Origin of the sequence: Limnohabitans sp., from assembly GCF_040401135.1 — a bacterium.
GTDB lineage: Bacteria > Pseudomonadota > Gammaproteobacteria > Burkholderiales > Burkholderiaceae_C > Limnohabitans.
In genome coordinates this window covers 2,000-16,155 of sequence record NZ_JBBAOV010000028.1, presented here as the reverse complement: position 1 = coordinate 16,155, position 14,156 = coordinate 2,000, and the positions used below count along the sequence as shown (strand labels likewise).

At 52.8% G+C, this 14,156-nt stretch carries 14 protein-coding genes; 8 read left to right on the top strand and 6 right to left on the bottom strand.

All coding sequences use genetic code 11. The features are described from left to right. Window positions 1-8 precede the first annotated feature (8 nt). The 5 genes from ABWP81_RS08710 to ABWP81_RS08690 form a co-directional block, all read right to left on the bottom strand. On the bottom strand, window positions 9-1,277 hold the full coding sequence (locus ABWP81_RS08710; protein ID WP_353141119.1) for an MFS transporter: 1,269 nt from the start codon (window positions 1,275-1,277) through the stop codon (window positions 9-11). A gap of 141 nt (window positions 1,278-1,418) precedes the next feature. Continuing rightward, entirely contained in the window at window positions 1,419-2,111 is a 693-nt protein-coding gene (locus ABWP81_RS08705; RefSeq protein WP_353141117.1) for a response regulator, read from the bottom strand. Further along, window positions 2,111-4,012, bottom strand: coding sequence for a type IV pili methyl-accepting chemotaxis transducer N-terminal domain-containing protein (locus tag ABWP81_RS08700; RefSeq protein ID WP_353141115.1), 1,902 nt, complete (start codon window positions 4,010-4,012; stop codon window positions 2,111-2,113). The genes ABWP81_RS08705 and ABWP81_RS08700 overlap by 1 nt, the downstream gene beginning before the upstream one ends. After that, complete coding sequence (locus tag ABWP81_RS08695) at window positions 4,009-4,494, bottom strand: RrF2 family transcriptional regulator (RefSeq protein WP_353141113.1); 486 nt, start codon at window positions 4,492-4,494, stop codon at window positions 4,009-4,011. Before ABWP81_RS08695 ends, ABWP81_RS08700 begins: the two co-directional genes overlap by 4 nt. A gap of 75 nt (window positions 4,495-4,569) precedes the next feature. Further along, on the bottom strand, window positions 4,570-7,044 hold the full coding sequence (locus ABWP81_RS08690; protein ID WP_353141111.1) for an adenosylcobalamin-dependent ribonucleoside-diphosphate reductase: 2,475 nt from the start codon (window positions 7,042-7,044) through the stop codon (window positions 4,570-4,572). A 268-nt stretch (window positions 7,045-7,312) separates the two neighbouring features. On the opposite strand from ABWP81_RS08690, the gene ytfE reads away from it, so the two are divergent. From ytfE to ABWP81_RS08660, 6 genes are all read left to right on the top strand, one after another. Continuing rightward, complete coding sequence (ytfE, locus tag ABWP81_RS08685) at window positions 7,313-8,011, top strand: iron-sulfur cluster repair protein YtfE (protein WP_353141109.1); 699 nt, start codon at window positions 7,313-7,315, stop codon at window positions 8,009-8,011. Between the two features lie 48 nt (window positions 8,012-8,059). After that, on the top strand, window positions 8,060-9,238 hold the full coding sequence (locus ABWP81_RS08680; RefSeq protein ID WP_353141107.1) for an NAD(P)H-dependent flavin oxidoreductase: 1,179 nt from the start codon (window positions 8,060-8,062) through the stop codon (window positions 9,236-9,238). 81 nt (window positions 9,239-9,319) lie between these two features. Continuing rightward, window positions 9,320-9,904, top strand: a complete 585-nt coding sequence (locus ABWP81_RS08675) for a hemerythrin domain-containing protein (RefSeq protein ID WP_353141104.1) — start codon at window positions 9,320-9,322, stop codon at window positions 9,902-9,904. 11 nt (window positions 9,905-9,915) lie between these two features. Next, window positions 9,916-10,998 (top strand): alkene reductase, encoded by a 1,083-nt coding sequence (locus ABWP81_RS08670; RefSeq protein WP_353141102.1) that lies wholly within the window; start codon window positions 9,916-9,918, stop codon window positions 10,996-10,998. 12 nt (window positions 10,999-11,010) lie between these two features. Further along, a complete protein-coding gene (locus tag ABWP81_RS08665; protein WP_353141100.1) occupies window positions 11,011-11,430 on the top strand; it encodes a VOC family protein in 420 nt (139 codons plus the stop codon). A gap of 135 nt (window positions 11,431-11,565) precedes the next feature. After that, complete coding sequence (locus tag ABWP81_RS08660; RefSeq protein ID WP_353141099.1) at window positions 11,566-12,114, top strand: phasin family protein; 549 nt, start codon at window positions 11,566-11,568, stop codon at window positions 12,112-12,114. 66 nt (window positions 12,115-12,180) lie between these two features. Here the strand turns inward: ABWP81_RS08660 and ABWP81_RS08655 are convergent, their stop codons facing one another. Next, the gene (locus ABWP81_RS08655; RefSeq protein WP_353131915.1) at window positions 12,181-12,432 is read right to left on the bottom strand and encodes a hypothetical protein; all 252 of its coding nucleotides are present in this window, start codon (window positions 12,430-12,432) and stop codon (window positions 12,181-12,183) included. 110 nt (window positions 12,433-12,542) lie between these two features. Between ABWP81_RS08655 and ABWP81_RS08650 the strand changes: the two genes are divergently transcribed. Next, on the top strand, window positions 12,543-13,379 hold the full coding sequence (locus tag ABWP81_RS08650) for an SDR family NAD(P)-dependent oxidoreductase (protein ID WP_353141097.1): 837 nt from the start codon (window positions 12,543-12,545) through the stop codon (window positions 13,377-13,379). 121 nt (window positions 13,380-13,500) lie between these two features. Beyond that, window positions 13,501-14,094 carry a hypothetical protein gene (locus ABWP81_RS08645; RefSeq protein ID WP_353141095.1) on the top strand — a complete coding sequence of 198 codons (594 nt, stop codon included), beginning with the start codon at window positions 13,501-13,503 and terminating at the stop codon, window positions 14,092-14,094. Window positions 14,095-14,156 lie beyond the last annotated feature (62 nt).

Sequence of the window (14,156 nt, the reverse complement as noted above, 5' to 3'; positions counted from 1 at the left end):
ATGAAGACTCAAGCCTGAAGCGCAGACTCTGGATGGGGACGACCCATGACGCTGGTTTTGCGAACTTCCGTCCAATACATCCAGATGAGTGACACCCAGACCACGCCATACATCAACATGAAGGCGCTGCTGCGAATGCCTGTTAAATCAACCAACGCACCAAACAAAATAGGAAGGACGAAGCCCCCCAAACCACCGGCCAGGCCGACGATGCCGCTGATGGCACCGATGTTGTGTGGATAGTCATCGGCGATGTACTTGAAAACACTGGCCTTACCAAAGGCAAAGGCAATGCCGAGGACAAACATGATCGCGGTGAACATGTAGACATTCAGGCCCAGCACAAACGTCTGTGGCCCTGTGACGGTGGCAATGGTGAATTCGGTTTGTGGGTACGACAGCAAGAACAAACAGATCCAGCTTACCCAAAGCACCCACCAAGTCACGGCGTGCGCACCATACTTGTCGCTGAGCACCCCCCCCATCGCTCGCAGCACACCGCCAGGCAGAGAAAAGCACGCAGCCAATAAGGCCGCCACGCGAATGTCTAAACCGTATTCGCCGATGTAGTACTGCACCATCCACAAAGCCAACGCCACATACCCACCAAACACAATGCTGTAGTACTGGCAGTACTTGAGTACAACCGGGTCTTTGAGCGCTTTGAGTTGGTCTCTGAAAGACACACGGCTCGTCACCAGATGCGAGGGTGCGCTGTAGCTAAATAACCAGAACACCACCACCGTGCCAGCCATGATGGCGGCATACACCTGCGGCACCAGAGCCCAACCAAAGGCCACCAAAATCAAGGGAGCGATAAATTTATTAACGGCCGATCCAGAGTTGCCGGCGCCATACACGCCCATGGCCATGCCTTGCTGCTTCTTAGGGAACCAACGCGCCACATAGGGGGTTCCCACAGAGAAAGAACCACCGGCCAATCCAACAAACAACCCAATCACAAGAAACTGCCAATACGCTGTGGCGTAGGACATCAACCAAATCGCGGGGACTGTGGCCACCATCAACAAGGCCATGACGATGCGACCACCATAACGGTCGGTCCAGATACCCAATGGCACCCGCACCAGCGAACCGGTCAGCACCGGCATCGCCATTAACAAGCCGAATTGGGTGGCATTGAGGTCCAGCATTTTTTTGATCGGAATACCGATCACGCCAAACATCATCCACACCATGAAACAGACGGTAAAAGCCAAGGTGCTCACAATCAGCACCGACCATGCTTTGCGTTGTTGAATCAATTCATTTGTCATCACTACTCTCCAAACTTGTGCATGCAGTGTGGTTGTTTAGAGCGGCGTTGGGTATCCACCTGAAGACCACGTCACGCAAAGCAAAAGGAGGATGAAGGCCAAGCCCTCATCCTCCTTTAGGAGTATCGAAATTGATCTAGATCAGCTCAAGCCATGCGTTGCTGCGAAGACCGCGATTTGTACGCGCGATGTCAGGTCCAGCTTCTTGAAAATGTGTTGGATATGAATCTTGACCGTGGTCTCTGCGATGTCTAAATCGCGGGCGATCTGTTTGTTGCTGAGACTTTTTGCGATCAACAAAAAGATATCTTTCTCGCGCGGAGAAAGTTTGTCGAGCGACTGAATGGCTGCGACTTTGCTGAGAGACATGACCCCGACAGCATCGGCCGTTGGATTCGCCGGATGGCGCATCGTTGATACCAATTTATTCAGCATCGAGGGACTGATGACCGACTGTCCCTCGTGTACTTTGACAAGCGCATCACACAACTGGTCGGATTCAGATGTTTTGAGCAAATAGCCGTCAGCACCATTTTGCAAAGCTTTGGACAGATCTTCCTCATCTTCACTCACGGTGAGCATCAAAATACGCAGATTGGGGCGATCCGATTTGAGTGATGCAATGGCGTCCACCCCTTTGACGCCTGGCAAATGGTTGTCAAGCAACAGCAAGTCTGGTTGCGTCTTAGCAAGCACCCGCAAAGCCTCGCCCACATCACCCGCCTCTCCGACGATTTCAAAACGATCATCTTGCGACAGCAATGCGATCAAGCCTCTGCGAAACAAAGGATGGTCATCGACCACGAGCAGTTGGATGGGTTCAGACATAAACATCACGACAGCGACGCTGTCTGCTCCTCTTTCAATTTGGAAGGCTTGGCGGCTGGCACACGCAGCGTCACGGTGGTGCCTTGGTCGACTTCAGAGACAACATCCACTTTGGCGCCAATCTGCTCGGCACGCTCACGCATGATTTTTAAACCCACCTGGAGTTCAGAACGGTTGTTACGTTCATCAAATCCAACGCCATCGTCTCGCACCACAAACCGCCATGAATCGCCTTTGTGAATTTCAATCACAACGGCTTGAGCATTGGCATGCTTACGGACATTCGACAAGGCTTCTTGCAACACATGCAGCACATGAATCTGTACGTCTTGAGGCAGCGGCAGCCCGTCTCCAGACACCGTACGGCTCACCTGAAGACCGGTTTGGTGATGGAACTTTTGCAAGGTCTCCTGAACGGCGCGGTCGATGTCATCGGCTTGGGTACGCGTGCGGAAATGCAAGAGCAACTCCCGCACATCCGCAATGCTTTCCTTCAAGCCACTGTCGAGTTCGTTCAACGCAACATCTGTTTTGTCACTGTTGTTTTTCGAAATAGCGGAACGGAGCAATTGAACCTGAATCTTCAAAAATGCCAAGGACTGTGCAATCGAGTCATGCAACTCCCTTGCCAGCAATGACCGCTCGCCTGCAATCGCGGCCTCACGGTCCAAGGCCACCGCGCGCATCCCTTCGACAGCCGTGGCCAAGTGACTGGCCAGCGTGTCCATCAGCTCGAACTCCTCTGCCGCCAAACTGACCTGGCTTTTATAGAACAAATTGATTTCACCCAACACCTTGTGGTGCATGCGCACAGGCACAGAGATCAAACTTTCATAACCAATGCGAGCGCAGTGCTGAAAGGGCGCAATGTCACTGTTGGTGATCGGGATCACCCGGGTACGGGCGTCTAGTTTGGGATTGCCACAGGCACAGGCACCGGCCCTTAAACACTTCTCTTCCTCTTGCATCACCTGAGGGAATTGATCAGAAGCTAAGAGTAAAAATTTAGAAGCATCTTCATCCGACCAGCGCAGCGCAATCGCATCTGCCTTCATCAATCGTCGCACGCGCTGCGCAAAGCCTTGTGTTAATTCACTGAGGTCGTTGGTTTGTGCAAGAAAAGCACTGACCCCGTACAAGCCTTCCAGCCTTTCTTTCTGCGCAGCGATGCGTTGGGTTTTGGCGATCACTTGGGCTTCGAGGTTGCCATACAAGGATTGCAAAGTGGCAGCCATGCGGTTAAAGCCAGAGGTGACTTGTCCAAATTCGTCGTTGGAAACCACATCCAAACGCACTGAAAATTGTGCAGACTCAAGCTTTCGCAAGCCATCACGCAGATGGCTCAAAGGGTTGATGACGTACAAATAACCCGTGTAGAGCATGACAACCGCACCGGCAATCGCCAACGCCATCATCACAATTTGGAACAAATTCAAAATCGCGGTCAAGCTTGACATCTGACTTTCGATCGACGACACAAAGCGATCAATCGCATTCATGAATTTGACAGAATGTTCGACCAAGAGTTGGTGCTCCAAGGCTGGATGCGCGTTAAAGCGCATTTTTTGATCGACCCACAAATGCGCCACTTCTTGGTATCGCGCCTGTACAACACCATCCCACGGAACAAACAAAGGGCGAGAAGCATCACCGTTTTTGAGCACCGCCATGCTTTGGTCAAATTCACCGGTCAGCAACCGAATCTGTGGCTCTGGCAATTGAGCTTGCACTGCACTGGTCAGCCGCCAAGTTTGCATGCGCATGCGCCCTGCTTCGTTCAGCGCTGCGGCGCCCCCGCCCAGCTTCCAAGTCACCCACAGCGTGAGCCCGATGGAAATCAAGGCAATCACCAACAAGCCCGTGCCTATGCGCACGAGTTTGGTAGAAAGAGATGCCGTGTTCTTCATCCAGCTTTAACCGAAGCGCCCTTTTTTTTACCTAAGGAAAATCCCACGGTGCGAATCATCGCTGGTGGATCCTGTGCATCGACCATCAAATCTGCGAGCGTCACGCTATCCAGTTTTTCAAAGAAAACTTTCAACGCATCTGCGAGAACATTTTTCAAACGACAGCTGGGCATCAACGCGCAGTGACTTACCCCATCTTGAAAGCACTCAACCATCGAAAAATCACTTTCCGTTTTTCGAACAACCTCGCCAATCACGATCTCTGACGCAGGCCGCCCCAAACGCAGGCCACCGCCTCGCCCGCGACTGGTGATTAAATAGCCATCCGCCGCAAGCGTCATCACAATTTTGGTCAGATGACTTTTAGATATGTCATGTTGATCGGCGATCTCCTGAATGGTTGCAACGGTTTGCCGTGATTCGCTTTGCGCGCAGTACATCAGTACACGAAGACTGTAGTCGGTCCAGTGGGTAAGTCGCATCGTTCCATCGTCCTAGTTCTTGAGGATGATCCCTCAAATATTCATTCTTTATGAATTTTATGCTGTGACCTGTTTTTAACCGCACGAACCCAAGTAGCCACACTGCGTGCAATAGTCACAGCCATCTTTTCGAATCACTGCGTGCGCGCCGCAATCGGAGCACTTCTTACCTTTAATAACCGTTTGAGCCGCCTCTGATACAAACACGGTCGACGCTGTTGCCCCGGCTTCGTCCAGAGCCTCAGGCAAGGTGGAAATTCCAAGTTGCGTCGCTCGGAGTGCCAAAATATTTTGTATGGCGAAGGCAATGGCTGCCACTTCAGAATCGTGCCAAAGCGGAATACGGGTGCCATCTTCACGCGTTTTGTGCCCATGACGTACCGGCCCTCTGTCCCATGCCACCTTGCACATGTCACTCAAGGCGCGCTCTAGAAAACCACCACGTGCGGCAAGAGACAAAAGGCGCATGCTGGCTGTGATCCACTGTTGCGATTCACCGCTCTGGCCCACAGGCATAAAAAATTCAATCGCTCGGTCCACGGTGCCATGGCCGTCTGCCCGCTTGACCGGTAGAAAAGACACGATGAGATACAGCGTCTTGTGCCCTTCATGGGTCCAATACTCGATCTTCTCAGCCACCGCACTCAGCGCCCCTTTGGGTCTGCTTTCAATCACGGTGCGCATCGGATCGGCACCCAGGGCATCCACAGAGGCAACGGGCTTGCTAGCGTCTGGCGCTGGCTTGAGCTCCAGCACAGAACCCAGGATGGCATTGGGTCTGTAAGTGGCCAATCCTTTGAGCCCGGCGCGCCAAGCTTGCAGGTACAAGTCCTTGAAATCTTCATAGCGGTAGTTGGCCGGCACATTCACCGTCTTAGAAATCGCGGTGTCTACAAAAGGTTGAACCGCTGCCATCATGGCGATGTGTTCATGGGCCGTCATCTCTAGCGCACCGACGAACTGTGGCGGCAAGTTGTCCGTATCACCGCCCAGCGCACGGTACAAGCGCCACGCATGATCCTGCACCTCGTATTCCGTTCGCGAGCCATCGGCTTCACGTTTTTTTCGGGTGTACATCCATGAAAACGCTGGCTCAATCCCATTCGATGCGTTGTCGGCGAAAGCCAGACTCACGGTGCCGGTGGGGGCAATCGACAACAAGTGGCTGTTACGAATGCCGTGCTTGCGGATATTGGCTTTCAACGCATCGGGCAATCGACTCGCAAAGGTCCCTTTGGCCAAATAAGTTGGCGCATCAAACAAGGCGAAGGCCCCTTTCTCGCGCGCCAAAGCCACAGACGCGATGTAGGCCGCATCGCGCATGCACTCAGCGATACGTCGCGCCATGTCACGCCCTTCCTCGGCGTTGTAGCGCAAGCCCAACATCACCAACGCATCACCCAAACCAGTGAAGCCCACGCCGATGCGGCGCTTGTCCTGCGCTTCTTGCTGTTGTTGCGGCAAGGGCCAGTGGGTCAGGTCCAAGACATTGTCCAGTGCCCGCACTTGCAAGGCCACGCTGTTTGCAAAAGCTTCAAAGTCAAACTCTGCTTCGCCGCCGTGTCCGAATGGACGTCGGACAAACCGCGGCAGGATGACGGGGCCGAGGTCGCAACAACCATAGGGCGGCAACGGTTGCTCACCGCAGGGATTGGTGGCGCTGATGGACTCCATCGCGCGCAGGTTGTTATCTCGGTTGATCTGATCCAAAAACAAGATGCCTGGCTCCGCAAAGTCGTAGGCCGAGCACATGATCGTGTCCCAAAGCTCAGACGCTCTTAAGGTCTGGTAGACCCACATCCCATCTTCACGCTGATGTGCGCCGTGGCGGCACAACTCTGCGCTGGGGTCTGCGGCATGCACCAAGTCCCACGGCCCGTCATGCAGCACGGCATCCATGAAGGCGTCGCTGACCGCGACGGACACGTTGAAGTTGTTCCAACGACCCGGCGTGCGCTTGGCCGTGATGAACTCCATCACATCTGGGTGGTCAATGCGCAGCACACCCATTTGCGCGCCGCGCCTCGCGCCCGCACTCTCTACAGTGGCGCATGAGTGGTCAAACACATTGATGTAGCTGCACGGCCCGGATGCCGTTGAAGCCGTTCCCTTGACGCCAGCCCCACGGGGTCGGATGCGAGAAAAGTCATACCCCACACCCCCGCCACGCCGCATGGTCTCTGCCGCCTCGCGCAGTGCTTCATAAATTCCGGGATAGCCGCCGTCATCCACACCTTGGATGCAATCGCCGACCGGCTGTACAAAACAGTTAATCAGTGTGGCTTGAATTCCTGTACCGGCAGCACTCATGATCCGGCCAGCACCAATGGCCCCTGCTTCTAGATTTCGACGGAATAAGACTTCAAATTCGGCCCGCAGCTCAACCGGTTCAACGCTGGCCAATGCGCGGGCCACTCGGTCAAAGAGTTGACCGACGTTGTCCTCTCCCGGCTTGAGATACTTTTCTCGAAGCACATCCTCGCTGATCGGCTGTATCGGCATTGCCGAAATTGCATCTAACAAAATTTGGTGATCGACGTGACGGTTCATGCGTCCACTCCCTTCAGAGTTATATAACGGGTCATCAGTTGAAATAGGCATCCTGCGCACAAGGCTAGCGGGACATCGTTGATCTCGGCTTGCCATTGGTCAAGCAACCATGCTTTACCAAGCAGATGTGTTGGCGCAACATCTTTTCCGCCTCGCACCATGACCCCCAGTTAGATCAAACAAACCTAGATTTTTAATTAAAACATTCATTAAATATGAATCTTATCTGATAATAGATGCACTTCACATGAATCTTTAAGGATCTTTTATGACATCACAGACCACACAAAACTTTGCCAAGGCCGATCAGAGCTTGGGGCATCTGGCAGTTCAAATCCCTGGTGCAACGGCCATTTTTCGAAAATTAAAGTTGGACTTTTGCTGCGGAGGGCAGCAGACATTAGCGAACGCTTGTGCGGAAAAGGGACTGAATACGAACCAGGTGCTAACTGAAATCCAAGCACTCGAACATCACGAGTTGCCGCCCCTGACGTCCACATCCATCGAACTCATCGATCACATACTGGCGCGCTACCACGAGGTGCATCGACAACAACTGCCCGAACTGATTCGCATGGCACGACGCGTGGAAGCCGTGCACCGTGAGCACCCACAAGTTCCTGCAGGTCTAGCAGATCAGCTGGAAACCATGCAAGAAGAACTGCTTGAACACATGGCGAAAGAAGAGGCCATCTTGTTCCCACTTCTCAAATTGGGTCAGCACCCCATGGCCGTTCATCCCATCGGCATGATGCGCCACGAACATATCAACCATGGCGCACAACTAGAAAAACTAGCCGAGCTCACCACGCAGCATCAGCCCCCAAGCGGCGCATGCAACACATGGCAGGCGCTGTATGCAGGCACCGCACGCTTGAACGAGGACCTGATCGAACACATCCACCTCGAAAACAACTATCTGTTTCCACAATTTGAGCCAAGCGCCCAAACCAGCCATTGCGTATGAGCCCCCCATCACCGAGACCAAGCTATGCCAAGTGAAGTAACTGACTGGATGAACTTAACGCAAGCCGCTGGCTTGAAACCGTTAAAGATCAAAGGCCACACCCTGTTACCCATCGTTCAAGGCGGGATGGGCGTCGGTGTCTCCGCATCTGGACTAGCTTCAGCCGTCGCACGTATGGGTGGCATGGGCACCATCTCTGCGGTAGACCTGCGTCGCCGTCATCCTGACTTGATGATGGAGACCCAGCACCTAGACAAAGAGCGCGATGCAGGCGAACGCATTGACAAGGCCAATCTGATGGCGCTTGACCGGGAAATACAAATAGCCCACCAACGTGCAGATGGCAAAGGCGCCATCGCCGTCAACATCATGAAAGCCCTGAGCGCCTATGAGGCCTACATCCACCAAGCATTAGAAAGTGGCGCAGATGCGCTCGTCGTGGGTGCAGGTTTGCCTTTGGACCTTCCTGAGTTAGCACGTGACTACCCGAAGGCTGCGTTGATTCCTATCCTTTCAGATGCCCGTGGCGTGCAACTTCTGGTGCGCAAATGGGAAAAGAAAGGACGCTTGCCAGATGCCATCATCATCGAAAACCCACGACTGGCGGGTGGCCACCTAGGTGCTGCCAAAGTGGCGGACCTTGGGGATTCACGGTTTGATTTTGATGTGGTGATTCCGCAGGTACTTGAATTTTTCAAGACATCAGGGTTTGAACAAGAGATCCCACTGATCGCAGCGGGCGGCGTCAACAGTCATGCACAAATTGCACAACTGCAAAGCTTGGGCGCCAGTGGCGTTCAACTTGGAACTGCATTTGCTGTCACAGAAGAATGTGATGCCTCGTTGGCCTTCAAAATGATTTTGGCCAAGGCCAAACCACAAGACATCGTTGAATTTTTGAGCGTTGCAGGCTTGCCTGCCCGCGCAGTAAGGACGCCATGGTTGGACAAATACCTCCGCATATTGCCCATCCTGCAAGAGCGTGCACACGTCAAAGCGAAATGCAATATGTCGTTCGACTGCCTCCAGCACTGTGGCTTACGCGATGGCAATGGGAGCATAGGCCAGTTCTGCATTGACCAACAGTTGGGGCATGCGCTTGACGGTGACACGCAACGTGGCCTCTTTTTTCGGGGTGCCGGTCTTTTGCCATTTGGTGAGCAAATACGAAGCGTGCCTGACCTCATTCGGCATTTGCTGACCCCGGTAGTCGTCGATCGCACATGAAAATCATGGGGCTTTGACATGCGTCAACACCATCCAGCTCAATTGACTAAAAAAATATTAGTTTCATAACAAGGAAAAAAAATGGGACATACCTGCATACAAGTCATCTATGACGAGCACTCTTCGATATCTGCCATTTTGAAATCGTTACGCATGATGATCAGACGCGGCCCGCAAGATGAGCCAGAAATCTTCTTCGATGTGATGCGCGCCATGCTGTTTTATATTGATGAAGTGCCTGAAAAGCAGCACCACCCCAAAGAGACGGCTTTCTTGTTTCCACCTGTGGCACAAAGATCACCGCAATGCGCCAAACTGATCAAACAATTAGAAAAGGACCATGACAAAGGGGAAGCCTCGGTGCGTGAGCTTCAACACCTGTTGCTGGGTTGGGAAATGTTAGGGGACTCACGTCGTCAAGCCTTCGAAGAAGCAACTTTGAAATTTGTAGACTTTTACAGTGAACATTTACTTCTTGAAGAATCAATCATCATTCCTGAAGCATTAAGGGTTTTGACAGAGGAAGATTGGACCAAACTCGACGCTGCATTCGAGAGAAACAAAGATCCGCTCTCGGGTAAAAAAACGCGTGACCCCATCTATGATCGTTTGTTCACAAAGATCGCCCTGCGTGCACCCGCACCCATTGGACTAGGACACGAATAAATTCGCTTGACATGACATCACCTCAACTCTTTCAGCCCACACACATAGGTGACATTGCTGTCGCTAACCGAATCGTCATGGCGCCACTCACGCGCAGCCGCGCCGATGAAGCGCATGGCGACATTCCCGGCAGCGCGATGAATGTCGACTACTACCGCCAACGCAGTGCTGCGGGGTTGATCATCAGCGAGGGAACGCAAGTCTCGCCCGTTGGTAAAGGCTACATGGCCACACCGGGCATTTACTCCGACGCGCAAGTCGAGGGCTGGAAGTCCATCACCAAGGCCGTGCACGAGGCAGGCGGCAAAATCGTGGCCCAAATCTGGCATGTGGGTCGCATCACACACCCTGAGCTGACAGGCGGCGCGCAACCCGTCGCCCCATCGGCCATCCAACCCAAAGTGGTGGCTTATACACACAAGGGAAAAGTTGATGTGCCTGTGCCACATGCGTTGTCTGCGGCAGAAGTGAAAGAAGTTGTGCAGCAATTCCGCCAAGCTGCAGCCAATGCCGTTCGCGCTGGTTTTGACGGTGTTGAAATTCACGGCGCCAACGGCTATCTGATTGACCAGTTCATCCGTGATGTTTCTAACCACCGCACAGACGAATACGGTAGCTCGGTCGAAAACCGCTGCCGCTTTGCACTAGAAGTGGTCGATGCGTGTGCGGCAGAAATTGGCGCGGGCCGTGTTGGTATTCGCTTGTCGCCCCTGACCACATTTAACGATGTGCGCGACAGCCAACCGCAAACCGTGTTTGCCCACTTGGTGGAAGCGTTGAACACGCGTGGCATCGCCTTCATTCACTTCATCGAAGGCGAAACCGGCGGCCCACGCGACTTGACAGGGTTTGACTACGCTTGGGCCCGCAAAACCTTCAAAGGCACTTACATCGGCAACAACGGCTACGACCGCCAGATGGCCATCGACGCCATTGAATCAGGCAAGGCCGACGCCATCGCATTTGGCCGCTTGTTCATTTCTAACCCCGACTTGGTGGAGCGCTTGAAGCACAACGCCGCGTTGACCCAAGCCAACCCAAGCACCTTCTACACACCTGGCCCTGTCGGCTACACCGACTACCCCACGCTCTAAGAAAGGCACACCATGAAATACCTTCACACCATGGTGCGCGTCACCGACCTTGAAGCATCTTTGGGCTTTTACCGCGATGCACTGGGCTTGACGGTGTTGCGCACCAAAGAGCACGCATCAGGTCGGTTCACGCTGGTCTACCTCGCAGCCCCCGGCGACGAAGAGGCGCAAGTCGAGCTCACGTACAACTGGGATGCAGAGGCTTACAACGGCGGGCGCAACTTTGGCCACCTGGCCTATGCCGTCAACAACATCTACACCGCATGTGAAAAGCTACAAGCCCATGGCGTGGCCATCCTGCGCCCACCCCGCGATGGCCGGATGGCCTTTGTGCGCTCGCCCGACGACATCTCGGTGGAACTGCTGCAACAGGGTGAAGCCTTGCCGCCACAAGCGCCGTGGATGGATATGCCGAATGTCGGCACTTGGTAAAAGCATGCCACCCAAGCGCTTCCTTACAGAATAAATGCAGCTAGAGAACTGGCTCTAAAGAGCAAAAGCTTCATGGTTTTTTCATAAACCATCGATAACATTCTCATGTTGATTTAATTTTTTAAAGGAATGAATATGCAAGACCAAATCAAAACTCAAGCAGAAGCTTCTGTAAATGCCGCTTTCGAACTGGCCACCCTCTCGTTCTCACAAGTTGAGCGTTTGACAGAGCTCAGCCTTGAGCAAGCAAAAGTCAACTCCGAGTTGACCCAAGCACAATTGACCTCTGTTTTGGAAGTCAAAGACCCAGCCGCTGCGCTGGAATTGCTCAAGTCCCAGTTGGACACCTCCGTCAAAAGCTTGGCCGGTTTTGCCGCCACCGTTTACGAGTTGACCCAAACATTCCAAGCTGAGTCTGCTGCATTTGCAGAAGGCCACTTTGACCACGCGCACGACACAGCCAACAAAGCCATCCACGACAGCTTGAGCAAAGCCCCCGAAGGCTCTGAAGCTGCTGTGACAGCAGTCAAAGCTGCAGTGGAAGCCGGCAACAAAGCCTTGGCAGAAGCACGCAAAAATGCCAAGAAAACGGCTGAATTGGCCCAGGAAGGCTTGGCCAAATTGAAAGAGCACGCACCCAAAGCAGCAGTGAAGGCGCCTGTTCGCCGCAAAGCTCGCGCGTAAGCTAATTTGCTGTCCACAAAAAAGGGTTCCAACTGGAACCCTTTTTTTATTTCATCACAGAACGCATCACGACTTGATGCTCTTGGCTTGCAAGGCAATACTGATAGCTTTGGTTTTGCCTTCATAGAATCTGTCTAAACGCCAGTCCTTCATCACTTCAATCAATAAATTGAAATCGTCCATGCCCAAGTCATACATTGGCTTCAAAGCAAAGTCTTGCTCGTTTTCAAGTGCAAGAATCAATTTTGACAGTGCAACCGAAACGTCTGAAGTTGGATCAGTTTCAATAAATTTTCTGGCTTTTTTGATAGCGCGCATGGTTAATCCATAGAGTTGTTATTTTTTTAATTATCGACTTTGATCTGCAAAAAGCTGGAATCCATAACAAATAATTGATGTCACAAATTCGAAACATGAAAGTCATAAACATGACAACATCTACCGAACGAATTGCCTTGATCACTGGCGCCAACGTTGGCATTGGACGCACCACCGCCATTGAATTGGCCAAGGCTGGCTATCTGGTCATCATCGCTGGTCGATCGCTGGCACGAACACAGCCGATCCTTGACGACATTCAAGCATTGCCCGGCAAAAGAACCGCTCTGTTCTTGCCGCTAGATTTATCCAGTTTGGCCTCAGTGCGTGCATGTGCGGCAGCGTTTGCAGCCTTGAATTTACCTTTGCATCTGCTAGTCAACAACGCGGGTGTTGCAGGCGCGCGCGGGCTCACCGTCGATGGGTTCGAGATGACGTTTGGCGTCAATCATTTAGGCCATTTTTTACTGACACAACTGCTACTGCCCCACTTGATCGCCTCCGCACCTGCACGCGTGGTGACCGTAGCAAGCCGCGCACACAAACGCACCTCAGGCATTCACTGGGAAGATGTGCGCCGCACCACACAAAGCATCACCGGCATTCGCGAATACGCCAACTCGAAATTGGCTAACTTGCTGTTTAGTGCAGAACTCGCCAAGCGACTCAAAGGCACACAGGTGTCGACCTATTCGTTGCACCCCGGCGTGGTGGACACCGAGATCTGGCGTGCACTGCCCAATTGGGCTCGTCCTCTGCTGCGCTTGCGTGGCTTGCTAACTGCAGAACAAGGCGCACTCACTACCTTGCACTGTGCCTTGCAAGCACCGCAGAGTGAGACTGGGCTTTACTACGCTGACTGTCAGCCCACAGCGCCCGCGCCCTTGGGCCAAGACGCTGAACTTGCTCGCGCTTTATGGGAGCGCAGCGAGGCTTGGGTGCGATAACGCACATTCATTTGATGTAACGCAAACATCAGATCCTTGTCACTGAAAAGTCACTGATTTTTCAAATCATCGTCATATTAAGGTTCAACACTGCCGTCACACCACTTTTTAGGAGTCTGACGTGAGCAATTTTTTGAACCAAGTACACATCCTTCAATGGGATGACCACCGCTACTACCACCAAAGCCGCATCAACCAAACGCTGCATCTCATCAGCGCTTTGAGTTTCTTGGTGGCCTATGTCTTTTTGTTTGTAGACCCCGCTATTTCTGGTCTTATTGGATGGGGGCTAGGCATGGTCACACGTCAATCAGGCCATATCTTTTTCGAGCCCCGAGCTTTTGATGAAATCAATGGCGTGTCAGATGCTCATAAAGAAGCTATCAAAGTAGGTTTCAACATGCAACGCAAAGCGATCTTGATTGGCGTTTGGTTGTCACTGCCTCTGACTTTGTGGTTTAGCCCAAGCTTATTTGGCTGGATCGAACCTGCCACCAACCTAACTGGCTTTTGGCACGATACAGGTATCTCTTGGCTAGCCTTGGCCATCGCAGGCATTGGCTTTAGAACCGTGCACTTGTTTTTCTTACGCAACCCGTTGGTGGGTTTGGCATGGGCAACCAAAATATTGCTGGACCCCATTCACAATGTGGCCATCTACTGGCGCTCCCCCTTCGCCTTGCTCAAAGGTGAAATGCTCGACCCCATTCACTGACCGTTGGCGAACGAAGTTTAAAAAAGGCGTGGTGACAGTTTCAGGGCGGAATGTTGCTGCAA

Bases quoted from the DNA above. Each gene is read 5' to 3' on its own strand.
- ABWP81_RS08710 (WP_353141119.1), bottom strand. From the start codon at position 1,277: ATGACAAATGAATTGATTCAACAACGCAAAGCATGGTCGGTGCTGATT.
- ABWP81_RS08705 (WP_353141117.1), bottom strand. From the start codon at position 2,111: ATGTTTATGTCTGAACCCATCCAACTGCTCGTGGTCGATGACCATCCT.
- ABWP81_RS08700 (WP_353141115.1), bottom strand. From the start codon at position 4,012: ATGAAGAACACGGCATCTCTTTCTACCAAACTCGTGCGCATAGGCACG.
- ABWP81_RS08695 (WP_353141113.1), bottom strand. From the start codon at position 4,494: ATGCGACTTACCCACTGGACCGACTACAGTCTTCGTGTACTGATGTAC.
- ABWP81_RS08690 (WP_353141111.1), bottom strand. From the start codon at position 7,044: ATGAACCGTCACGTCGATCACCAAATTTTGTTAGATGCAATTTCGGCA.
- ytfE (WP_353141109.1), top strand. From the start codon at position 7,313: ATGACATCACAGACCACACAAAACTTTGCCAAGGCCGATCAGAGCTTG.
- ABWP81_RS08680 (WP_353141107.1), top strand. From the start codon at position 8,060: ATGAACTTAACGCAAGCCGCTGGCTTGAAACCGTTAAAGATCAAAGGC.
- ABWP81_RS08675 (WP_353141104.1), top strand. From the start codon at position 9,320: ATGGGACATACCTGCATACAAGTCATCTATGACGAGCACTCTTCGATA.
- ABWP81_RS08670 (WP_353141102.1), top strand. From the start codon at position 9,916: ATGACATCACCTCAACTCTTTCAGCCCACACACATAGGTGACATTGCT.
- ABWP81_RS08665 (WP_353141100.1), top strand. From the start codon at position 11,011: ATGAAATACCTTCACACCATGGTGCGCGTCACCGACCTTGAAGCATCT.
- ABWP81_RS08660 (WP_353141099.1), top strand. From the start codon at position 11,566: ATGCAAGACCAAATCAAAACTCAAGCAGAAGCTTCTGTAAATGCCGCT.
- ABWP81_RS08655 (WP_353131915.1), bottom strand. From the start codon at position 12,432: ATGCGCGCTATCAAAAAAGCCAGAAAATTTATTGAAACTGATCCAACT.
- ABWP81_RS08650 (WP_353141097.1), top strand. From the start codon at position 12,543: ATGACAACATCTACCGAACGAATTGCCTTGATCACTGGCGCCAACGTT.